This is a genomic window from Olivibacter sp. SDN3 (assembly GCF_014334135.1).
GTDB lineage: Bacteria > Bacteroidota > Bacteroidia > Sphingobacteriales > Sphingobacteriaceae > Olivibacter.
Genome location: NZ_CP060497.1, coordinates 3,365,605 through 3,390,946, shown reverse-complemented (window position 1 = coordinate 3,390,946; position 25,342 = coordinate 3,365,605). Strand labels below are relative to the sequence as shown.

The window sequence follows — 25,342 nt, the reverse complement described above, 5'->3', positions numbered from 1 at the left end:
AGTGCTATAGGTTTTCATATTTATTTCTTTCAATTTAATTTCCAATATAGTAGTTGATTTCTGCTATCGCCTGATTGAGGCGTTTAAGTGTTTCCAAATATTGCAAGCGTGTATCGAATCCCTGTTCAACATTTTGCGTGTAGGCCACATAATCCATTTCGCCCTTTCTATAACCTAACTGCGTAGACGCAATAAGTTCATCCGCCTCAGAAATTCCTTCAGATTCGTAAAAACCAACGGCTTCAGAAAGTTGCCGATAATAGCTGAACTGCTGACTGAGTGCCGCCTTTAGGTCATTAGAAATTTTCTCATAGGAATAGTCGGCGGCGGTACGCTGTAAAACCGCGGCTTTCACCCTCGCTTTTTGTGCGGATAAGTTGAAAATCGGAAAAGCGAACCCAAGAGAAACACCTGCCATCCGGGTATGCTGCCCATATGCTTTGTTAATACTTTCCGGGTTCCAGTTTTGAAGGATCAGTTGATGCTGATAACCCAAGGTCACATCGGGCAAAAAACCCGTTCTTTCCTTCTTCACGGAAGCTTCAGCAACCGTTATCTGCTGGCGGGCAAATGCCAGGAGCGGATTTCCCTGAAGATCCGATGAATCGGGAACTTGAAGCAGTGGAAGTTTGAAACGGGGCCGTGGTGCAACTTTCGGAGGTTCCTGTGTATTCAGTAACCTTCTTAACTCCTGGTCAGCCGCTTCCGCTGTTGCTTTTGCCTGCTGTTTCATCAGCTGCAGCTGCCGGTAGCGGTTAGAAGCCGCCAATAATTCGGTTTTTGCCGTCTCTCCGGTTTTGTACCGCAGATCAGCAATTTTTAAAAACTCATTTAACAGGCTATCCCGTCTCTCCCAATGCCTCAGCACCGCCATGGCATACTGCAGATTTGCATAGGCCACCCTCACATCACGTATCAGTTCGTTTTTGGTCAAATCGAGCTGACGGCTGGCCAACCCGGTCTGTGTTTTCAACAAACGCTTGTTTGCTCGGTAAACACCAGGTAAATTAAAGATCTGTGCAATACCTATATTATTATCCGGACTTGCTCCCTCAAGCGGCGACTGATCCGCCGAAAGGTTCAGGTTGACCGGATCAAATGCCGTGCGCTCCAATACCTTCTGGCTGAGGATATTCGCATCAGCCTCTTTCAGGCCTGGATTATTTTTCAACGCGATTGCAATTGCCGCATCTAGATTGCCCAGGGTATCGCCTGTAGTCTGACCAAAGACCTGAGAAGTACCTGCACCAGCAAGCACCATAAACAGCAGCACTGTAGCCTTCTTCATGGCATACGAAGTGCCAAGCGCCTTGAAACGGTTAAATATCAGGTAAAGAATAGGTAAAACAAATAAAGTTAGAAAGGTAGCCGATATCAAACCACCAATTACCACGGTGGCCAATGGTTTCTGCACCTCAGCTCCTGCCCCTGTAGAAATGGCCATGGGAAGAAACCCGAGGGAGGCCACCGTCGCGGTCATCAGTACAGGGCGCAAACGCGTCTGTGCACCTTCCAAAATGCGTCGGAGCAGACTTTCATGGCCGGATTTCTTTAACTGATTGAACGTACTGATCAGTACAATCCCATTCAGAACAGCCACACCGAAAAGCGCTATGAAACCAACACCGGCCGATATGCTAAAAGGCATGCCTCTGAGTTCTAGGGCCAGCACCCCGCCTATTGCCGACATTGGAATCGCCGTAAATATGAGCAGCGCGTCTTTCACGGAGCCGAACGTAAAGAATAGCAGCGCAAAGATGGATGCCAGCGCAACCGGCACGGCTACCAAGAGTCTTGACCGGGCTTCCTGCAGATTTTCGAACTGACCGCCGAAGGTATAAAAATAGCCATCGGGCAATTCCAACTCACTTTCCAAGCGACTGGTGATATCATCCACCACGCTCTGTACATCCCGACCAACTACATTAAACCCAACCACGATACGCCTTTTGGCGTCGTCCCGACTGATCTGTGCCGGCCCCTCTTTAAACTCGATCGCCGCCACTTGTGAAAGTGCTACCTGACCTCCACCAGTTATGGGAACATATAGATTCCGAACATCGTTTATGTTCTGCTTGGCCACACTGTCGAGTCGCACGACGAGGTCAAAGCGTCGTTCATTTTCATAGATCAACCCGGCGGAGGCACCGGCGAAGGCCGTGCTTAACGCTGCATTTAAATCCTTGATGGTTACACCATACTGTGCAATCCGATCATAGTCATAGGTAACCGTAATCTGCGGCAATCCCGAAGTAGGCTCAGCAAGAACACCCGACGCGCCGTCAACTCCGCCCACGATTTTGGCCACCTGCTTCGCGTAAGTCTCTAAGAGATCCAGGTCCTCGCCAAAAATCTTTACCGCAACATCCTGGCGTATTCCGGTCATCAGCTCATTGAAACGCATCTGTATGGGTTGATTGACTTCGATGTAGACTCCCGCTAATGCTTCCAACGCTTCCTCCATATCCGCTGCCAATTGCTCATAACTTCTTCCACTGGTCCATTCGTCCTGATCTTTCAGGATGACCATCATGTCGGAAGCTTCCGGCGGCATCGGATCGGTTGGCACCTCTGCTGAACCTGTTTTGCCAACAACCATTTTGACTTCGTCAAAACCCCTGATCATCTGGGCCGCTTTCATCGAAGTTTCAATGCTCTGTGAAAGCGAAGCCCCTTGCGGAAGAACGCACTGGAAGGCAAAATCACCTTCTTTAAGTTGCGGAATAAATTCAGCACCCATTTTGGAGAAAACATAAGCGCTGGACAGAAAGATTACCAGTATTGCGCCCAGCACCCAATAGCGCACGCGAAGGGCACGCTTGAGCAAGGGCATATAGACCTGCTGAATCTTCTCCATCATGTGATCCGAGAAAGTCTTTTTCAAGCTTGGCTTTTTGGACAAAAACAAGACGCACATCATCGGGATATAGGTCATGGAAAGAATTAATGCGCCAAGAATGGCGAAGCTCACCGTTTGTGCCATCGGGCGGAACATTTTCCCTTCAATTCCGCTGAGCGTCAAGATCGGAATATAAACCATCAGGATGATGATTTCCCCAAAGGCTGCGCTGGTGCGGATCTTAGCAGCAGATTCGTAAACCTCTCGATCCATTTCCTCCTGGCTTAAGCGCAGCACTGAGCGCCGAAGCCCGAGGTGGTGCATCGTCGCTTCCACTACAATGACCGCTCCATCTACGATCAGACCAAAATCTATGGCACCCAAACTCATCAGGTTGGCGCTCACGCCGAAAAGCCGCATCATCGACAGGGCAAAAAGCATAGAGAGCGGAATGGCCGAAGCAACAATCAACCCTGCTCTCAGATTACCTAAAAACAAGACGAGCACGAAAATCACTATCAGGGCACCTTCAATCAAATTGCTTTTTACGGTATTGATCGCCCGTCCAATGAGATCCGTGCGATCTAGGTAAGCCTCCATGACAACATCCTCTGGAAGCGACTGCTGAATCGTCTCCATCTTTTGCTTGACTGCACGAACTACTTCAGAACTGTTGGAGCCTTTGAGCATCATTACCACTCCACCAACAGCTTCGCGCTCCCCATTGTACGTAAGGGCTCCGTAACGTACAGCACCTCCAAATCGTGGAGTCGCCACATCTTTGATCAGGATCGGCGTACCCTGACTATCTTTCCGGACGACAATATTGCCCACATCTTCCAGGCTCGTTGCCAGCCCCAAAGAACGGATATAGAAGGCGCTGGGCTTCTTATCGATATACGCGCCACCGGTATTTTCATTATTATTCTGCAGCGCATTCATGATATCGCTAATGGTGATATTGTACGACTGCAGGCGATCGGGCCGTACGGCAACCTCATATTGCTTTAGTATCCCGCCAAAACCATTGATCTCCGCCACACCGGGTGTACCATAGAGCTGGCGTGCAACGATCCAGTCCTGCATGGTGCGCAGATCGGCAGAGGAATATTTGTTTTCAGCTCCGGGTTTTGGATGAATAATATACTGATAGATTTCACCGAGCCCGGTACTGATGGGCCCCAGCGACGGCTCGCCTATGTCCGGCGGGATCTGACGTTCAGCCTCTTGTAGTCGCTCGGAAACCTGCTGCCGTGCCCAATAAATATCGGCACCTTCTTCAAAGACCACGGTGATGACCGAAAGACCGAATCTGCTGATACTTCGAATTTCGACAAGCTCAGGTACCGTTGCTACCGCAAGCTCAATAGGAAAAGTAACTAAACGCTCCACCTCCTGTGCGGCCAAACTTGGCGAGGTGGTAATAATCTGTACCTGATTATTGGTAATATCAGGCAGGGCATCAATGGGCAGCTTAGTTGCCGACCAGAGGCCCCATATCATAAGGGCAAGGGTAAACACACCAATTACCAACTTATTTTTTATACTGAAAAATATAATACGATTTAACATAAAAAACTACACTTAAGTCCAAGAAAAATATGGATAGTGTAGCTATGAAAAAGTAGAACCTACACTATCCTTTTAGTTGAAGGTTGTGTAGTGACTGAGGGGGTTGCCATATACCGGATGCAGCGGATTGCGGTTCACCGGCATGAACCAGAAAGGCCAAAGTCTCGGCATCGCCTGTGTATACCGGTAGCTGTAAGCGATGGCTTAATATTTTCACATGGCTAACGGTAGAGCAGTGCGAAGAGTGGGAATGGTCGCAAGGAAACTCATGGTGACCATCTTCATGCGATGCATCATGCTCCTCCCCGCCGGCCAAGTGTTCTGCAAAAAAATCCAGCGCAGAAATATCACCATGGCTTTCCAAATGATGGGCATAATGAAGGCCAAATGAAGCGGCAAATAGAAAAGCATCCTTCGGTACGAATACCCAAAGAAGCATATACATGATCAAAAGCTTTCCTAAACGCTTCATTTCCTATGCAAAGGTAGTTAATGCAATTAATAAAAAAAACTTTACATTCCAAACTGCCTCCATGCTTTATACTGAATCCCTTTATAACAATCGTCTTTATTGACCATATATAATTGGTTTTCGATACGACACTCATTTAGGATTCTTTGATTTTAGAAGCGATTTTACCCATCAAATGAACATATGTTACTTATACTTGATCGGATTGTTTCGCCGAACACTTGTACCTAAGTGTTAACGAAGAATGCCATCACTCTATGTTTCGGGATAAGCAATGCATTTCAGGGTGGCACAACAACGCCAGAGTATATAACTAAAAACCAAAAAAAATTCAATATGTCTTTGTTTTAAACATTATTATCCTCCTTTTAAACATTTTTACTGACCTCCTATCCGCAAACAAACTAGCTTTGATGTAATCAATTATTAAACAGCGAGCCAGTTTTAGACACCAGATTTTACGTTGCCAACCATAATTTGCTATTGGACAAACAGATTGAACTGAACCGACCTGATTTTTAAACTGCACGCCATTACGGAAAATTAAAATTAATTAATCTCATGAGAACACAGTTTCTAAGGGCTGCACTTTACATCGCAGCATTGCAGCTGACCACAGTGGTCCACGCGACCCCTCTCGTGCCGGAAGGAGTCATCAGAAAAGCATCATCTGAAACCGCCACGCTTGGTGAAAAAACCGATTGGCCCATTAGAGGCGCCGTTTCGGATGAAACTGGGCAAGCACTTTCCGGAGTAAGTGTTACCATCAAGGGCGCAATAGGCAGTACGTCTACCGACCAAAATGGTGCATTTGAGATCAACATTCCAGATGAAGGAGCCACCCTGATTTTCAGTTATGTTGGTTTTCTAAGTCAGGAAATACCGGTTAACGACAATACTTCCCTCTCCGTAGTCCTCCGAAGCGATGCTCAGGCTTTGGATGAAGTTGTAGTAGTCGGTTATGGCACACAACGTCGTTCGAACATTACAGGTGCCGTATCATCTGTCAGTGCCAAAACCTTAACGGAGCTACCCGTTTCCAGTGCTGATCAGGCCTTGCAAGGGCGTGTAGCCGGACTAACAGTTACGAACAATGGTTCTCCCGGGACGAGTCCGATTGTTGCCATACGTGGTATCAGCTCCATAAGCTTTGCTTCGGACCCGCTTTATGTAGTGGATGGCTTCCCAACTGACATTTCGAACATCGACCAACGGGATATTGAGTCAGTAGACGTGTTAAAGGATGCTAGTTCCGCTGCTATTTATGGATCTCGGGCAACCAATGGAGTAATTATCATTACGACCAGAAAAGGGTATTTTCAGGATCGACCTAAAATCAGTTTCGATTCCTATTATGGAATCCAGAGCCCGGCGAAGCGTTTCGATCTGCTGAATACCGAGCAATATCTCCAATATGAGCGGGCTTTAAATGGTGCGGAGACGCCGCTCCCCCCGCGCCTAGAGGCAGGAAATTTCAACCAACCTATTTATGAAGGTGCTGGCCAAACATTTGCACAAACCAATACAGATTGGCAGGATGCTTATTTCCGCACCAATCAACCCTTACAACAACACAACATCTCTTTGAGTGGTGGAAACGATATTTCCCGTTTTTATACCGGTGTTGGAGTGTTTCAACAAGAAGGAATAGCACAGGGATTGAATTTTAGACGTATAAATTATAGGATTAACTCGGAGCACCGTATCAGTAAGTATTTCGACTTTGGCCAGAGTTTTTATGTGGGCCAATCAAAGCAACGTTTCGATGAACCTCCCGGCAATCGGACGCCAATCGTAAACATGATTCGCATGCTGCCTTACCTGCCGGTCTTTAATCCAAATAATCTAGGAGGATATATGGGTCCTCAGAACAGCTTTGATGCATCAGATCCTGTCAACCCGGTAGAGACTGCAAACCTGATTGAAAACTACAATAATACAACAAGACTTTTGGGTACCGCTTATGTGCGCATAAATTTTACACCATGGCTAAGGTTCACTTCAACATACGGAATTGATCATTCTAACATCGCCATACAAAACTATACACCTATTCATAATGACGGTGGAACATCGATTGTTAACATTGCCACCATTAATAATGACAGGCAACTGTTTACAACGCATCTCTTTACCCAGCAGTTAAGTTTTGATAAGTCGTTCGAGGACCACAATCTAGGAGCGACTTTGGTTTATGAAAGTCAGGGCCAGCGCTACCGTAACGAAACGGCAAGCGGTAATCAGAGCACCAATTTGGTTAAAACCCTAAATGGAGCAACTAATGTTGCTGCCAACACCCTGTATGAAACCAATCTCATCCGATCTATGCTGGCACGGGTAACCTATGACTACGCCGGAAAATATCTGTTAACCGCTTCTATCAGACGCGATGGTCTGTCTGTATTTGCCCCTGGAAATAAAAATGAAAATTTTCCAGCATTCTCTGCGGGCTGGAAAGTTAATCAGGAGAATTTCATGAAGGATGCAGCGTGGCTTTCCGAGTTCAAGCTTAGAGGGGGTTACGGTATAACCGGTATTAATGGTGTTCTACTTGGTAATTATCCGTATCTACAGCCAATTCAAAGAAATCAATCAACCTATCCCTTCAATGGAACGATTATCAACGGGAATGGCTCGTTTTATAACGGCCTTAGCAACCCTGATCTTGCTTGGGAAAAAACCAAGCAAACCAATATTGGCTTGGATTTCGGGATCTTCGACAATCGAATCACCTTGGTCGCTGAATATTTCCGTCGCCAAACAGACAATCTTATCCTGACTGTCCCTACACCTACGAGCTACGGATTTAACGGGTCGGGTACATTAGCCAATGTTGCAGCGATGCGCAACAATGGATTCGAATTTCAACTTGGATACAATAAAACCAATGGTGATTTTACATGGAATGTGATGGGTTTGATGAGTATCATACGCAATGAAGTCCTTGGCCTCAATAACGAAAACGCTTCCATCACAGCTGGTGGTGATGCCGATTTTGGCGGTGGAGGTCCGATCACAAATACCGTAATTGGGCAGCCGGTACAATCATTCTTTGGTTTCCTTGTAGATGGTATTTTCCATAACGAAGAAGAAATTGCTGCGCATGCTACACAAAACGGCGCTGCTCCGGGCGACTTACGTTTTAGGGATCTTGATGGGAATGGAATTATCAATGATGGAGACCGCACGTTCATCGGGAGTTTTATGCCAAAGTTCAGTTACTCATTAAATTTTTCGGCCAATTATAAAAACTTCGATCTTGTGTTGTTTTTGCAGGGCGTTCAGGGGAATGACATTTTTAATGCTGCCCGGATCATCAGAGAAGGCATGCCGAGACTGTTCAATGCAGATGTCGCAGTGCTGAATGCCTGGACACCCTCGAATACGAACACTAATATGCCGAGAGCGGTAAATGGCGATCCCAACCAGAATGTTCGCCCATCAAACCGGTGGATTGAGGACGGTTCTTTTCTGCGCATGAAAAATTTCATGATCGGTTATCGTCCTTCGGAAAATTGGATTAAAAGTATCAGTGGAAACGTGATCAGTCAATTTAGGGTATATATATCTGCACAAAATCTCTTTACGGCGACAAACTATAGCGGTTTAGACCCAGAAATTGGCTCCAAAAACGGCACACTTACAAATGGTGTAGACTACGGTCAATATCCTAGTCCACGCTCATTTCAATTAGGTTTACAAGCAACATTTTAAACGCAAATCGGATGAAAACATTAATCAAATACCGACTACTATTGGTCATCATACTCAGTTTTTTAAGCATCTATTCCTGCAAAAAAGATGCGCTGGATACCAGTAACGAAAACGTAGTCTCTACCGACCAATACTTTCAAACAGGCGACGAATTACTCGCCGGGGCGAATGCGATATACGCAACTGTAAGAGGAATCAACCTTGTGGCACGTGAATGGTTTTTTTTACACGACTTACGCAGTGATGAAGTTGCTGCCGGGGGAAGTCAATTAGAGGTTCCTCGAGGACAGATTTTAAACGGAAACGTTGACCCTACCAATAGCGTTATGAATGCCGTGTGGAATGGTTTATACACGGTAGTTCATCGTGCAAATACGGTTATTGAAAATGGGCCAAACGTGACGGACAACCCGGGCTTGCGCGATCGTGTTCTGGCGGAAGCAAAGTTCTTACGCGCGTGGGCATACTTTGAACTGGTTTCGAAATGGGGAGCGGTTCCGCTTTATGTGGAGACCGTAAAAACACCGTCCGACTATCAGGACAGGGCAGATGTTGATGAAATTTACGGCGTAATTATCCAAGACCTTAGCGAAGCAGCTGAAATTCTTCCCGGTAAATCGGCCACTGATAATGGCCGTGCTACCCGCTCTGCTGCGAACGCGCTATTAGGAAGGGTGTTAATGCAGCGTGGAGATTATTCCGGTGCCCGAGACGAACTACTTAAAATTCCAACAGCAGGCGCAGACGGCTACCAGTTGACCGATCGCTATCTTGACAATTTTGAAGAGGAAACTGAATTTAACAGCGAATCTATTTTTGAAATAGTATATGTCGACAAGGGGGATAATGACTTCAACTGGGGTACCGACGACTCCCCGAATGCCGCACAATCCACTATCCGTAACCAAGAATATAACCCCGTAGCCTGGAGAAATCTTATCCCTTCGAATAAGCTGTTAAATGAGTTCGAAAATACTGAAACTGGTGCAGCGAAAACAGATCCTCGATTCTCCTTCAGCTTCTACCAGACTGGCGATCGCTATAATAATGGAGCAGATGTGTTGACCGATGCTGATCAGAATGGCAATGCCTCTTTAGTTAATGGTGTACGTATAAAAGTTAGTTTCAGAAAATTCATGATTCTGTATAAGGAAGATAAAAGTCGTGCGAGCTATCATCCTGGCGGTAATAACCAGCGAATCATACGTTTTGCAGAAGTTTTGATTAATTTGGCTGAATGCGAAGCCGAACTCGGCAACTTATCTGCGTCAGTAGGATATCTGAACCAGGTTCGCGCGCGGGCTTCTGTCGCCATGCCCCCATACCCTACAGCACAATATCCGATGGCCAGTAAAACGGATGTTATACGAGCGATTATGCACGAAAAAATGGTTGAGTTATCTAACGAATCTATCCGCAACCTGGATATCCTCCGGTGGCGGCCACTCAACTATTTCACAAGTGAGCCAATCGCTTACTTTCGGCCAGGACGAGATGAGTTATTGCCTATTCCGACTGCAGAAATGGATAATAATCCTGAACTGAGCGGGCAGCAGAACCCAGGTTATTAAATTGTAAATCGAGAAAACTTTATTTTTAATACGTATATAGAAAAAACAAATGAGAAATTTCGCAAATCTTAGTACATTATCAACATGTATACTGCTAGCGTTTGCTAGTTGTAATCAAGAACAGAAAAAAGAGTCTGATGAGGTAGCCGCCAACGACACCCTACAATTTCGCTCTTCTCCACTGATTGATTCAATTTATACAGCAGACCCATCAGCTCACGTGTTCAATGGCAAAATTTATATTTATCCTTCACACGACATCGATGCTGGAACGAGTGAAAACGATAACGGAGACCATTTTGCAATGCGGGATTATCATGTGTTTTCCATGGACAAAATTGATGGCGATGTAACTGATCACGGGGTTGCATTAGCCGTCGAAGACATTCCCTGGGCGTCAAGACAATTATGGGCTCCGGATGCAGCCTACAAAGACGGCACCTATTACCTCTATTTTCCTGCAAAAGACAAGGACGATGTTTTTCGGATCGGTGTTGCTACATCGCATTCTCCCGAAGGGCCTTTCAAAGCACTTCCTGAACCAATTGCAGGCAGTTTCAGTATTGACCCAGCAGTATTTACGGATACTGACGGCAGTACGTACATGTATTTTGGTGGTATTTGGGGCGGTCAGTTGCAACAATGGGAAAACAATGAATATGACGCAGCGGGGTCTCTAACTGATCTGGAGCAAGATAATCAGCCAGCGATTAGCTGTAGGGTAGTTAAGCTAAAAGATAATATGGTGGAATTTGATGGTCAGGTACAAAACGCAAAGCTAATCGATAGTGCCGGGAACGAAATCCTCGGAGGGGACCATGATAGGCGATTTTTTGAAGGTGCATGGATGCATAAATACCAGGATCGCTATTACTTTAGTTATTCTACCGGCGACACACACTTTCTGGCATATGCCATAGGTGATTCTCCAACAGGGCCTTTTACTTTCGCCGGACACTTCATGAAACCCGTGCAAGGCTGGACTACCCACCATTCCATTGTTGAGTTTGATGGTAAATGGTATCTTTTCTATCACGATACTGAACGTTCGGGGAAAACACATTTACGTAACGTAAAAGTAACTGAGCTAACACATCATGAAGATGGCACAATTGCAATGATTGATCCCTTTACTGAGTAACACATACAGATATAACATTTAATGGACCTTGACTGAGATGAGCGAAAAAAGCCACAGATGTTGCCGCGGAATGGGTCAAACTTACTTTCGGCTGCGACCAGGCTATGGTAGCGGATGTGCAAAACCCAATGATAGCTTCAGGGGGAGCTGTAGTCGACTATATGACTCCACTTGGACTGCGTGATATCATGGGTTGGGATCATCATTACGGGCCTGGCCTTTGGATCCACGACAAACTAAGAGCCTACAGGACTTCTATTACGAGGAATTGAAATTTTATGCAGTTCCCGGTATTTGATGGAAAGATGAGTGATCAATTGATATACACAGTCCTTCTCTGTAAGTCCGTATTCTTGACATCATTCTGTTCCCCGGGCTGAACGCCTCCTATCGCAATTTCTACTTCTCCTTCAAGCAAAGCGCTGCTACCATCGTCTTGGACGTATGATAAGGCTTTTGGGGATAGCTCAAAAGTAAGCTCTTTCGCCTCTCCGGCTTTTAGGTGAATGCGTCGGAATCCCTTTAACGACTTTAGTGGCATCTTATCCCTTCCCTTACTGTTTACAATATAAAGCTGTACCACTTCGTCGCCATCCCTATCTCCGACATTACGGACGCGTGTTTTAACTTGAACTGACTCTCCCTTTTTTAACTTTTTGGGAAGCTGAACATCTTCGTACTTAAACGATGTGTAACTCAGACCGTATCCAAACCCATAAAGTGGTTTACCTTTAAAGTAGCGATAAGTACGATTATCCATATTGTAGTCGTTGAAGGCCACAAGATCCTCGTCTCCACGATAGAATGTAACTGGCAGACGACCGGATGGATTATAGTCACCAAACAGAATATCAGCTACTGCAGTACCTGCTGCCTGCCCACCATACCATGCGTTTAAAATCGCCGGTAAATGATCTGCCTCCCAAGGAATGGCAATCGCACTGCCCGTCATCATGACAAACACAACCGGCTTTCCTGTTGCCTGGAGTTCCTTCATCAATGCTGTCTGTACCGTCGGTAGTAAAATAGAGGTGCGATCTCCCCCATTGAAGCCCGGGTAATCTACCTGCATTTCTTCACCTTCAAGTTGTGGAGAAATTCCTCCCACAAATATAAATGCGTCTGTATCCTTATGCTGTTCGGCTAACTGCTTAAAATCTGTTCTTTGGAAATTTCCTGCACTTAAACGGATATTACCTTTCCCCCCACCTTGCCAGTATTCCAATTCCAGATGATAAACGCTATCTCTTTTAGTGTTAAGTGTATACGTTTTCGCTCCCCAACGGTTTCGCTCCCACGCATTCAGAACGGTATCGTCATTTACAATAAGACGATATCCATCATCTGCTTCCACTTCAAACACCAAGGGGCTATCATGATCTGCGTGGAAATCGGTCTGAAAGTGAACGGAGAAATCATTGGCACGTAATCCATCTGCAATAGTTTCCCCTTCCTGCCAGAAGTGATCAATAGTATTTTCATATCTTTCGAAAATAGGATCTCCTTTCATCGCAGTATTGGAAAAATAGCGGGCGTGAACACCCGGCCTGCCATTAAAAGTATATTTGCCCTCCATTTCGGCATAAGTAAGGAGCGTATCATTGGTGAAATTTATTGCCTGCTCATATATAATTTCAGTCGCTGCTCCAACCTTTTGCCGGATTCCGTCTAGAACCGTAGATAACTTTGAGGGAATACCATTATAATTGCCTAAAATAGCAATTGCATTATCGGCATTCGGACCGAGTACAACTACTTTCTTTAGGTTTTTACGAAGCGGTAGCGTGTGCTGCTCATTTTTTAATAATACTGCTGAACTTCGCGCCATTTCTAACGCATGCTTCCCATGTATACTGGATTCTAGGATAGAATCGGGTGTTTGCGCATATTTCACCATAGATACTGGATCGAACATACCCAGGCGAAAACGTATCATGAATAAGCGTTTTACAGATGTATCAATACTCTCTTCGGTAATCTTACCTTCCTTAACAGCTTGTACCAACGCTTTGTAAGCGTCGGTACCACAATCCAAATCCGTGCCGTGGTATACGGCATCTGCGGCCGCATCCGCTGCAGACGCATGTGTTTTATGATTTTTAAAAAAGTCATCTATCGCCCAGCAGTCAGAAGTTACATAACCCTTGAAATCCCATTATATCGGTCATCAACAGATCACTGCCACAGCAGGGTTGTGTGCGAAAGGCATTGTAAGCACACATCACACCGGCAACCTTTGCGTCGACCACTAACTCCTCAAATGCTGGCAAATAGGTATCCCATAAGTCATAGGCATTTACATCCACATTAAAAATATGACGTTCAGGTTCGGGCCCGCTATGCACAGCATAATGTTTAGCACATGCTGCAGCTTTTAAATATTTTTCATCGTCGCCCTGTAAACCCCTTACAAATGCTTTGCCCAATGCAGCAGTCAAATATGGATCCTCGCCATATGTTTCCTGTCCCCTTCCCCATCTGGGGTCACGAAAAATATTGATATTGGGCGTCCAATAAGTCAAGCCTAAGTAGCGTTCATTCGTTCTCCCCATAGCCACTGCCTTATTGTAAACGACCCGTCCCTCAAGAGCAGAATAGTCGGCCATTTTAAATAGTGCCGTCGTGTCAAAAGTAGCCGCCATCGCTATAGCTTGCGGATAAACGGTTACCGGGAACGGTGTACGCGCAACTCCGTGTAAAGTTTCATTCCACCAGTCATAGGAAGGAATGTTTAACCGCGGTATAGCCGGCGCAGCATTCAACATTTGCGAGACCTTTTCTTCCAAGGTCATCCGCTGAACCAAATCTGTCACTCTTTCTTCAAAGGACAGCTGTGGATTTTCAAATGGAAATTCATGGTTTTGTCCGTATAACGGAAGCTGCATCGCGATAAAAAAAATAAGAAATGCAGTCACTAGGCCATTTATATTTTTCATATTCGCGCTATTTTATAATTCGAGTTTAAGGAAGCTTTTTTATCTTGATATTTTTAAAATACACGATGTCACCATGGTCCTGTATTAGAATTTGGCCTTTTTCAACTTCATTATTGTGTATTCATTTTAATCCTTCTTAAAATCCACTACCTTCCAATAGGCTTTCTTTCGCTGTAAATTTTGGTCAAAAAGTAGCGGGTAATTTTTACGCCCATGTACCGGATAGTGGTCTAACCAAGAATAACGATCTGAAACATTCCAAAATGTAACATTGGTGATGTGTTCAGCATACTTCCTGAATATACCAAAAACTTTCTCGAATTGATCGATTTGCTTTTGCTCGAGCTCCGGTGTATAAGCATCCGACTCATCCGCCCGCTTCTGTCGTCTTTCCTTCTCCCAAGGATAGACCGACATATCCAACTCTGTAATATGCAATTGCAGCCCCAGTGATGCGTAGCGTTCAATAGCCTCTTCCAAATCGGTCTCCGACGGTTCAAATATCGACCAATGCCCTTGTAATCCCACACCATGGATCGGCACTCCTGCTTCCGTCAAATTTTTCAACAAGCGCAGGATGCGTTCACGCTTCTCCGGGCGTTCGCTGTTATAATCATTGTAAAATAAGAGCGCGTCTGGGTCAGCTTCGTGCGCGTATTCAAAAGCTCTTGCAAAAACTTCTTCGCCAATAATTTCCATCCATTTAGACTCACGCAAAAATTTCTCTGGGTTATCATCTATCGCTTCATTCACGACATCCCAGGCATATATCTTTCCTTTGTACCTTCCCACTACTGCCAATATATGTTCGCGGAGACGTTTTAACAACAATTCCTTACTTACCTGATCCCCGTTCTCGTCTACAAAAATCCACTTAGGTGTTTGCTGATGCCATAGTAAGGTGTGTCCACGCACACGCAAATTGTTGGCAGAAGCAAAATGCACTATGCTATCGGCCAATCCCCAATTGTAACGATTTTCTTCAGGATGTATCGGTCCCATTTTCATCGCATTTTCTGCTGTAATACTATTAAACTCCTGTTTTATCAATGCCGCTTCATCGCCTTTTATTGCCCGACCATTGACCGCCACCCCTATAGGAAACAAATTGTGATAATAGTCTTTTAGTCCCAGCTCCTGCTGTTGCTGTGCGAGACTTGGCTCTGCAACAATAATGCAGCATAGGCTCAGAAGAAAATACGGAAGTGATTTCATCGGTATCGATATTTTAAAGGTAATTTATAACTTGTAAGTAGCCTTACAAAAGTGTATAAAGCGTGTACCGCAATTGATTTGTAAGGTATTGCCCGAAAATCTTCCTGTATTATCGGGAATATGCAACAAAACTAGGTAAGGCCAGCAAATTGAATCGCTCCTTATGAATAAAAAAGAGATAAAAATGTCAAAAACAATCCTTCTATTTGATACAGACATTAATTCTCTGTTATCAAAACATTCCGATTGCCTTTCCTAACGGATAAGATAAATTCCGAAGGTGTTTGTTGATACTTCCCTTTAAACACTTTAGTGAAATAATTTGGATTTGCAAAACCTGTTTCATAGGCTACTTCTGCTACGGTCATATCACTTTTCTCTAAAAGCAAAGCTGCGCGTTCTAATTTTGCAGAACGTATAAAATCCACAGGAGTCATTCCTGTATAGGCCAGAAGTCGGTTATAGAGCGACGCGCGGCTAATGGCAAGGTAAGCGCTTAAAGTTTCTACCGACAGCTGCGTGTTCCCCATATTCTCATAAATAAAGGCGGCCACTTTCTTTAAAAACCGTTCCTTCTCACAAACAATCACTGCTTTCGGAGCTTCGATGGACAGCTGTTTTGAATAAGTATCTTTTAATGCTTGATTTAACGTTAATAAACTATTGACCTTGGCCTGTAATACTGCAAAGTCAAAAGGCTTGGTGATGTAATCACTCGCACCGCACTCCAAGCTACACAGAAGACCATTTTTGGCTTCGGCAGCCGTTAATAAAATAACGGGAATATGCTTCGTCCGACGGTCAGCTTTAAGCTTTTGTACCAATTCCAATCCATTCATGATCGGCATATGTACATCGCAAACAATAATGTCAGGATGATGAAAGAGTGCTCGCTGCCATCCCTCTTTTCCATTTGACGCTTCAAACACTTGACAGGATGATTTCAGATTGTCTTTAATATAAAAGCGAAAATCATCATCGTCTTCTATAATCAGCAAAGATGGAAGATCAGACGTATTGGTTGTTGCTGGCAGATCGCTTGCAGATTCATCAATAGTATCCATCTCACCTAGTAGGCGCGATGCTTCGAATACCGGTAAGCCAAAGGCCCGCTTAAGACGGAGGTGCAACGAAAAGCAGCTTCCTTTGCCCAATTCACTGCTTACATCGAGTCTTCCCCCGTGCATTTGTGCGAAAGTCCGCGCTATAGCCAAGCCAATGCCCGTTCCCTGATTGAGCACTACTTCCCCAACATCATGCTGAAAAAAACTGTCGAAAATACGCTCCTGATCTTGCTTTGGAATTCCAATACCGGTATCCTTAACCGTTATGAAGAGACTCACATAGTTATCATCAGACAGCTCAGCCTTTTCATCAAGACCTATTGTGATAGTTCCGCCTTCGGGTGTAAACTTAAACGCGTTTGACAAGAGATTAAAAAGTATACGCTCAATCTTATCGTGATCAAAAACGACATCCAAGGTTTCCAATTCACTGTAAAATGCGTAATCCAGCTTTTTCCTTAAGGCCATATCATTAAAGACATCGCTAACCTCCTCTAGAAATGCTACAATATTACCTCTACTGCAATGGAGTTTGACCTCCTGCTCTTCCATTTTTCGAAAGTCCAAAAGCTGGTTTACCAAATTCAACAACCTTCTTGCATTTCGTTTTATTAATGTTAGCTGACTGGAGGTACCATCGTCTTTTATCGTAGTTAAAAGTTGATCTACAGGTCCCATGATCAGGGAAATTGGTGTACGAAACTCGTGGCTTAAGTTGGTCAGAAACTTGATTTTCATACGATCTAAGCGATGTAAATGCTCGGCTTCCTGCCGTTCTTGTTCAATCAGCTGTTTGGAACGCAATCTTTCCTGCTCCACCGCAAAATTGGCCCTTAATTTTTTAATCCCGCGATGACGCATGTACCAGCCCCCTCCGAGGAAACACAATATATACATCGCATAGGCGAAATTGGTTCGCCAAAAGGGAGGTGCAACAAAAACAGTAATCGACGTACCATCTTCATTCCAGATACCATCATTGTTACTTGCTTTTACATGGAACGTGTATGTGCCCGGATCCAAGTTCGTATAATATGCACTATGCTCCTTACCAACAGGCATCCAGGTCTTATCAAAGCCCTCCAGTCGATACATATAATTATTCTGTTCCGGTGCTGTAAAGTTCAGTGCTTCAAAAGCGATAGCGAAGTTCTGCCTATATTTGAGTCTAACTTCACTGGAAAGCATAAGCGGAACCTTAATGGGGCCATCGGTAGTTGGTTCAACCAACTTGTTATTAACCATGAGATCGGTCAATACCACTGGTGGAACGTTATAATTTGTCTTCAGATTTTCGGGATGAAAATAATTCATGCCTTTCTGCCCACCGAAAAAAAGTGCCCCATCAGCAAGACAGATGCCTGCCCCCCGCATGAAGGCTCCGGACTGCAGACCTACCTGCCTGGAATAACTTTTAAACTTCTCTTGCGAAGCTTCATAACAAGTCAACCCCCTATTGGTACTGAACCATAACTTACCGGATTGATCTTCGACGATATTTACAACGACACTGTTGATCAATCCATCAGTTTCTGAAAATGTCTGAAAAGAAGTATCGCCTCTTTTCAAAAGCCCAACCCCATTTCCCTCTGTCCCTACCCAGATATTCCCCGCTTGATCTTCTTTGATTGCCAGAATATAATTGCTGGGTAAAGCGCTGTTTTGTTTTGTATAAAAGACGAAACGCCCAGTCTCGGGATTAAAAACAGAGATTCCTGAACCATAGGTCCCTACCCACATCTGCCCTTTGCTGTCCTCCTCCAGAGCACGGATGTAATTGCTTGACGGCTGTCTGGGATCGCCTTCATTCGAGGATTGATGGACATATTTTTCTATTTGATCTCCCGATTTGCTCAATATGTTTATCCCTCCTCCATTCGTACCAATCCAGAGCCTTTGCTGGCGATCTTCTTTTACGCAAAAAACATCATTGTGATTTAAGTCTTTCGCATTGTTCCCTTTGTGATAACGCTTTGTTACTTTCTTGAGCGGATCATAACCAAACAGTCCATCGTGATATGTCCCTATCCATAATTTACCGTTACGGGTCATCGTCATGGCCAGAATATTAAGATCATGCGGACGATCGTTCGTCGAACTTTCCAGTTCTATATGTTCAAATAAATCTAAATTGCGATTATAAAAATGGAGTCCACCACCGTCTGTTCCAACAAAAGCATTACCCTCATGTTCGGCAAATGAGGTTACGACGGGAGCTCGTAAGCCAGATGGGTCGAAGGGGTTAGACTCCTTCAGTACGAAATGGCTCAAGTTCTTGTCATATTTATTCAATCCACCCTGAAATGTTCCTATCCAATAAATCCCAGCATGATCAATGAGAATGGAACGGATAGACCGACTGCTTAAACTGTGAACCTCTCGGCTATTTGGTCGAATATGCGTAGAGGTAAAGGATGAAATATCCAATATATCCAGCCCTTCATCCGTACCCACCCAGACACCGCTATCTCCGTCGGTAGCCAAAGCATATATCGTGTTGCTACTTATCCGCCCATTCGTGGTGCTTGTGTTGAAATTTCGATTATGGCTACCATTTGGGTTGAACAGGCTGATACCGTTCATGGTACCTATCCACATCCGCTTTTTGCTATCTTCAGCAATAGCCATTACCTCGTTATCGGCTAATCCTTCAATTCCGTTTGAAGATCTGTAGTGCTTGTTTAGCGTCAAATCTTTTGTATAGAGAAATAGCCCCTCATCTGTGCCAATCCACATTCGTTCCTGACTATCGTAAAATAGCGTTAGGGAGTTCATTCCGTTCAATTGATTCATTACCGCATTATATGCCGGACGATCCACAACATGTTTGGTCTTGGCATCAATAATATATAGCCCACCATATGAAGCAACCCAGACAAACCCGTTGTTATCGGATGCAATAGCCGTAATTGCAGTGCTAAAGTCGCGGTGGTCAATCTCGACCTCATAGCTGATAATGGAATCTCTACTTCTATCATAAAAACTAAGTGCTCCACCATTTGTGCCAATCCACAACGAACCATCGCCACCTTCATGCAATGCCGTGACATGGTTAGTTCTGAGACCACCGGCCTGTTGCGGGTCATACCGGTAGCTCTTAAACGTCGTGCCATCAAAACGGTTTAATCCGTCTTCAGTAGCAAGCCATAGGAAACCAAACTCATCTTTCAAAATATCATAAATTGTGCTTGAAGACAGGCCATCTTCGGCTGAATATGTTTTAAAACTCCGTGGTAATTCTTGGCTAAGAATAGATATCGGCGTACAAATCAGTACACCAAATAACATCTTGATAATTATTTCAGGTATAATAAGTATCCGTGCACGCATAAAATAGGTTTCTTGGGAGGCTAACCCCACCAGTGTCGAATAATCGTTAGTTAAATGCTAAGTTAAAAAATTATTCCAACGTTTGCATTAAAAATAAAATTAAATATCTCAGCTACCTAAAAAGACTACTCACGCATATATTTAGACATTTTTACTGGTAATTTAGACATTCTTACTAACAGTGCTCCATAATACTCTTGTAGCTTTGAATAAGATCCAAATCGTGTAACCAATATGATTTAAACCTACGCAGGATTATGCTTTTATGGCGGGGCTGACCAATAACAAAATTAGTGTCATCAACATATACTGCGTATTGGAACTGCGAATGTATCGACAATACCAAAAAAGAACCAAATTTTATTAACCAATTTTCCCGGATGACCTTTTAAAATGAAAAAAATGAACCATGTAGAAAAAAAACTAACAAATACCCCCGGCGTCTACCGGATATGTTTCGGTTACCTACTTCCCATACTCTTATTAATGGGTATCAGTCCGACCTTTGCCCAACAAAGCGCAATTCAAGGGAGGATAATGACGGAAGATGGCCAAGCAATTGTCGGCGCAACAATACAGATCAAGGGGACTACCCGCGGCACAAGTTCCAATGAGCAGGGAAATTTTGCTATTGATGCAGATAATGGTGAAATTCTAGTTGTAACCAGCGTGGGTTACCGTGCTCGTGAAATTGTGATCAGCAGCGGTGCTAACTTTAATATTGAACTTGGCTCGCAGGCTTTAGATATGGACGAGGTTGTTGTCATCGGTTATGGAACGCAGCGAAAAAAAGACCTGACCGGCTCTACGGTTTCCGTTAAAGGAGAAACTTTGCGGGAGGTTGGTGCACCAAACATCTATAATCAGCTCCAGGGTCGCGCAGCGGGCGTAGACATTGTCAACAATAGCAACCAAATCGGTACAGGCGGTGAGATTAGGATTCGCGGGAACCGATCTCTAGCAACATCGTCAGGCGCAAATAATGCACAGAACGGTCCGCTATTAGTAGTCGACGGAATAGCCATTTCAGGGGGCAGTATTAACGATATCAATCCGAACGATATTGAATCCATGGATATTCTCAAGGACGCGTCAGCGACTGCTATTTATGGATCAAGAGGCTCTGGTGGTGTTATCATCATCACGACAAAACGCGGACAGGCAGGCAAAGCGAGAGCTTCATATAATGGTTTCTTCGGAATTTCTTCTGCTCTGGACACCTATGATGTATTTAACGGAGAAGAATACGCTGCATTTAAGGAAGCGGCTAGACGCGGCCAGCCCAACCCGGATGGCCCCCACCCCAACCCGCTAACGCCCATAGAGCAGCAAAACCTCGCTAATGGAGTCAGTACAGACTGGCAAAACCTCCTACTTACGACAGGTATAAGAACGGATCACAACCTCAGTGTGGTCGGTGGAAATGAAGCCACGCAGTATAGTTTCGGTGGTGGTTTCTTCCGGGAGACGGGTATTGTCCATGATCAGCGATTTGACCGCGGATCATTCCGCATAGCCATTGATCATCAATTGAGCAAGCGACTGCGCATTGGTATCACGACCAATAATACCATGAGTTACGCCAATCGTGTTGGCGTCAATGCGTATAGTGCTGGCCTAAGACTCAGTCCGCTTTACCTTCCCTATAACGAAGATGGAAGTATCAACATGATGCCTGCTTTTCAGCAGTCAAACGATGCCAATCAAATGAGTCCTTTGACATCTATCGGAAATAATGATAAAATCAAAGCACATACCAGACGGTTTAGAACATTGAGTAATCTTTATGGTGAAGTGTCTATACTAGACGAATTAAAATTCAGGAGTACACTTACCTTAGACTGGATCCAGACACGTAACAGCGACTACTTTGGTCCAGGGACTGTCTTCAACTTAAACACCTCAACCGCTGGATCCAATGTCATGCAGCGCAATACGGAGCAATGGCAATACACAATTGATCACCGGCTGACCTATGAAAAAACATTTGCCGAAAAGCATCGTATCCAAGGTACTGCGATGTTCGAAATAGTTAAAAACCATTTTCAAGAGCAGGGCTTTCAAGGGCAAGGCGTACCGGCAGACTACATACAAGACTACAACTTCCAGTTAATTAACGCCGTAAATCCAGAGGCCGGCATATTTAATGAACGAGGACTAATGGCCTACATGGGACGGGCATTCTATTCTTATGACAATAAATACATGATTACGGCAACGGTAAGAAGTGACGGATCTTCCGTACTTGCACCCGGAAACCAATGGTTTACCTACCCAGCTATTTCCGCTGGATGGAACGTCAGTGAGGAAAGCTTCATGCAACAGGTTGGTTTTATTAATGATTTGAAGCTCCGTGCGGGTTGGGGAGTATCCTCCAACCAAACGATCAGCCCATATACCACCATAGGTAGCTTAACGTCAAACTTTTATAATTATGGCCGGGGTACCCTTGCCAATCATAACCTCGTTGGGGGATATGTTTTCAACACCTTACCCAATCCTGACCTAACATGGGAATCTACGAAGGGCTATAATATCGGACTCGACTTCAGTCTCTTTGGCGGTCGACTTTCTGGCGCTCTAGAATATTATAATATCACCACCCGTGACATTTTGTTAAGTAAGGAGCTTCCCAGAAGTAACGGAGCCAATTCTGTGTTGATCAACCAAGGAAAAACAGCTGGAAATGGCTTTGAAGCTACGTTAACCAGCATTAATGTCAATACCGATGGAGGGTTCCGTTGGGAGAGCGATGCAAACTTTTCTTTAAACCGCGAAAAGATAGTGGAGCTACAACCCGGCCTTACTGAAGATATCGGTAATGGTTGGTACGTGGGGCAACCGATGACTGTAATTTTTGACGTAAAAAAAATTGGTATATGGCAAAGTCATGAGGCGGAACAGGCAGCGGTATATGGTGCTTTTCCTGGAGATATCAAAATCGAAGACGTCGATCAGAATGGTATAATCGATGCAGAAGATCGTCAGGTAATTGGTAATTTCCAGCCGGATTTTGTTGCAGGTCTTAGTAATCGTTTTTCCTACAAAAACTTCGATCTGAACATCGTCGCTTTCGGTCGATTTGGTCAAACGGTAGTTGCCAATTACCTAACCGCAGATGGAGGTGCGGCGGGTTACCCTTTCTTCGGAAACAGTAGGGTTAACCAGTATAAGGTCGACTATTGGACACCCGATAATCCAACAAATGCTTTTCCTCAACCGGACGCAAGCAGAGATGCATTGGAATATACCAGTACCTTATCCTATCGCGATGGCTCGTTTATTAAACTCAGAACAATTACCCTTGGTTACAACATTCCGGAGCGCTACCTTTCCAATCTCGGCATTGGCTCCCTTCGCCTCTACGCATCAGCGCAAAATCCATTTATCCTTTGGGCACCGCTGATACGCGACGGCTTAGGTATAGATCCTGAAGGAAATGGTTATGGTAACGCTGTAGGAACACCAGTTGGCGGTACACCGGTTGTTGAACGTGCCATCACCGTTGGTATGGGCGTTCCTCCTACCCGGCAGTTTATATTTGGTGTAAACCTTAACTTTTAAATCAATACGAAAAATTATGAAAACACAATATAAAGCAATCTTAATCGGTTTAACAGCACTAATTTTTCAAGCGAGTTGCACCAAGATTCTGGACGAGCAACCGCGAGCCAGTATCGATCCTGCTTTCTTCCGTACTCCTGAAGGTATTGAAGGTGGTATTGCCGGCGTGTATTCTTCGTTAAGAGGCCACTGGGGAACGCAAATATTCACACAATTATTCAATGGCGGCAGCGATGAGATGATCCGTGGATCTGCCGCAGACGTGCAGCACTTTTTCACCTATTCTCCGCTAATGGCAAGTAATGCCAATGATTACGCAGGTCTATGGAATAGTATGTACATTAATATCAACACGTTAAACGGTGTATTTCAGTTTGGTGAGGAGTCTGATATCCCGGAGGATCAAAAAACACGGCTTTTTGCACAGGCTCGATTTCTCCGGGCTTTCTGCTATTATCATCTCGTAACTACATTTGGCGATGTGCCTCTACATTTGGAGTACAATACGAGTGTATCATCTGCAGACTCACGTAGCCCCAAAGCCGAGGTTTACAATGCCATTATTGAAGATTTCACGGTTGCTATTAATGACCTGCCTAACCAGCCCGATGCGAGCTTGGGTAAACCTGCATATAAAGCTACTGCCCTGTTTCTGCTTGCAAAGACCTATTTGTGGCGTGGCTGGTCGGACGTGGCACAACCGGAAGATTTCACCAATGCCTATAATCTCGCTAAAGAACTTATAGACAACAAAGGCCTGTATGGTCTTGACCTTTGGCCATATTTCTTGGAAGCTTTCCTAGAAGGTAATGAATATGGTCCGGAAACGATAATGGTCGTTGATCGTACGGCCGATCTGAAGTTTGGCCAAAACTCGCCCCCGGGAGCTGGTGCTACGGAACTTAGCGAAAATAAATCGAACTTCTTCTTCCGGCCTAACTATCCGACTATTAATGCAAACTATCCAGAAGGTGGTGGAGACCCGCTTGTTATGCGTGACGTACCCAACGGACGGCCATGGCAGCGTATTCGTCCCAATATGCGCTATATCTTGGATGTTGCATTTGCCGACCGCGTTCATGATAGTCGTTATCACGGCACCTTCCAAACCATTTGGCTGTCGAACAGCATGCCGGAAGCACCTTCAGGAAGTGCAGGCGCAGTAACACCCCGCGGACAATTGATCAATCAGGTAGATACTGCCATCTGGTGTGTAGACCGGGTAGTATCTGCCGAAGAAAGGGCAAACTTCAAGGGTATAATTCTGGAGCCCGAGCATTTGTCGGGCGCAACGGTGCCCTTCACTGGAAATATGTTTCCCAGTCTTCGGAAATGGGATGACTCTACACGCGTGGACATGAACGATTATTCGGATAGGCCTTTCATCCTATACAGGTTTGCTGAAGTGTACCTTATCGCTGCTGAGGCTGCATTTAAAGGTGGTGCCAGTCTACAAGAAGCGGCCGATATGCTGAACGTACTTCGCAGACGTGCTGCCTATCAGCCAGGCCAGACTGAGGCAGAATACAGCGCAGCGCTTACCGCACAAACCATTACAGCGGGCGATGTAGATATTGATTTCATTCTTGACGAGCGTACACGGGAAATGTATGGTGAATATACACGTTGGTGGGACCTCGCGAGAACACAAACACTTGTAGACCGGGTTTCCAGATACAATCTTGAAGGCGGACCCAATGTAAGAGACTTCCACCTCCTACGACCTATCCCACAACAACAGATAGATTTGGTGACAGAAGGGCCGCCGTTCTCGCAAAATCCAGGTTATGCCGGACAGTAATCAACAAATATGTAAATAACCCAAGTCCCAGTTTGACAAAACTGCTATGCAAACGCATAGCGGTTTTGTCAAACTATATTATTTGCACCTTCAGAATTAAATATAGTACTTAAAATAGACTTT

Annotated in this window: 11 protein-coding genes and 1 pseudogene; 6 read left to right on the top strand and 6 right to left on the bottom strand. The window is 44.7% G+C overall.

Annotated elements, in window-relative coordinates; all coding sequences use genetic code 11:
* Window positions 1-34 precede the first annotated feature (34 nt).
* Both H8S90_RS14015 and H8S90_RS14010 read right to left on the bottom strand, forming a co-directional pair.
* Window positions 35-4,411: a CusA/CzcA family heavy metal efflux RND transporter gene (locus tag H8S90_RS14015; RefSeq protein WP_187338492.1), complete on the bottom strand. Its 4,377-nt coding sequence runs from the start codon at window positions 4,409-4,411 to the stop codon at window positions 35-37.
* A 64-nt stretch (window positions 4,412-4,475) separates the two neighbouring features.
* Window positions 4,476-4,883 carry a hypothetical protein gene (locus tag H8S90_RS14010; protein WP_187338491.1) on the bottom strand — a complete coding sequence of 136 codons (408 nt, stop codon included), beginning with the start codon at window positions 4,881-4,883 and terminating at the stop codon, window positions 4,476-4,478.
* Window positions 4,884-5,444: 561 nt separating this feature from the next.
* Here H8S90_RS14010 and H8S90_RS14005 point away from each other — a divergent pair.
* From H8S90_RS14005 to H8S90_RS13990, 4 genes and pseudogenes are all read left to right on the top strand, one after another.
* The gene (locus H8S90_RS14005) at window positions 5,445-8,597 is read left to right on the top strand and encodes a TonB-dependent receptor (RefSeq protein ID WP_187338490.1); all 3,153 of its coding nucleotides are present in this window, start codon (window positions 5,445-5,447) and stop codon (window positions 8,595-8,597) included.
* A gap of 11 nt (window positions 8,598-8,608) precedes the next feature.
* Window positions 8,609-10,168, top strand: a complete 1,560-nt coding sequence (locus tag H8S90_RS14000; protein WP_187338489.1) for a RagB/SusD family nutrient uptake outer membrane protein — start codon at window positions 8,609-8,611, stop codon at window positions 10,166-10,168.
* Window positions 10,169-10,217: 49 nt separating this feature from the next.
* Complete coding sequence (locus tag H8S90_RS13995) at window positions 10,218-11,309, top strand: glycoside hydrolase family 43 protein (protein WP_187338488.1); 1,092 nt, start codon at window positions 10,218-10,220, stop codon at window positions 11,307-11,309.
* 59 nt (window positions 11,310-11,368) lie between these two features.
* Window positions 11,369-11,581, top strand: a pseudogene (locus tag H8S90_RS13990) (hypothetical protein); the annotation flags it as partial.
* 41 nt (window positions 11,582-11,622) lie between these two features.
* Here the strand turns inward: H8S90_RS13990 and H8S90_RS13985 are convergent.
* The 4 genes from H8S90_RS13985 to H8S90_RS13975 all read right to left on the bottom strand — a co-directional run bounded on the left by H8S90_RS13985 (window position 11,623) and on the right by H8S90_RS13975 (window position 19,854).
* A complete protein-coding gene (locus tag H8S90_RS13985) occupies window positions 11,623-13,425 on the bottom strand; it encodes a glycoside hydrolase family 3 C-terminal domain-containing protein (RefSeq protein WP_255501951.1) in 1,803 nt (600 codons plus the stop codon).
* A gap of 10 nt (window positions 13,426-13,435) precedes the next feature.
* Window positions 13,436-14,245 (bottom strand): glycoside hydrolase family 3 protein, encoded by an 810-nt coding sequence (locus H8S90_RS26220; RefSeq protein ID WP_255501607.1) that lies wholly within the window; start codon window positions 14,243-14,245, stop codon window positions 13,436-13,438.
* 126 nt (window positions 14,246-14,371) lie between these two features.
* Entirely contained in the window at window positions 14,372-15,460 is a 1,089-nt protein-coding gene (locus tag H8S90_RS13980) for an endo-1,4-beta-xylanase (RefSeq protein WP_187338487.1), read from the bottom strand.
* Window positions 15,461-15,678: 218 nt separating this feature from the next.
* On the bottom strand, window positions 15,679-19,854 hold the full coding sequence (locus H8S90_RS13975; protein WP_187338486.1) for a hybrid sensor histidine kinase/response regulator transcription factor: 4,176 nt from the start codon (window positions 19,852-19,854) through the stop codon (window positions 15,679-15,681).
* 402 nt (window positions 19,855-20,256) lie between these two features.
* Here H8S90_RS13975 and H8S90_RS13970 point away from each other — a divergent pair, with 402 nt between their 5' ends.
* Window positions 20,257-23,418 (top strand): TonB-dependent receptor, encoded by a 3,162-nt coding sequence (locus tag H8S90_RS13970; protein ID WP_187338485.1) that lies wholly within the window; start codon window positions 20,257-20,259, stop codon window positions 23,416-23,418.
* Window positions 23,419-23,434: 16 nt separating this feature from the next.
* Window positions 23,435-25,219: a RagB/SusD family nutrient uptake outer membrane protein gene (locus tag H8S90_RS13965; RefSeq protein WP_187338484.1), complete on the top strand. Its 1,785-nt coding sequence runs from the start codon at window positions 23,435-23,437 to the stop codon at window positions 25,217-25,219.
* Window positions 25,220-25,342: the final 123 nt, after the last annotated feature.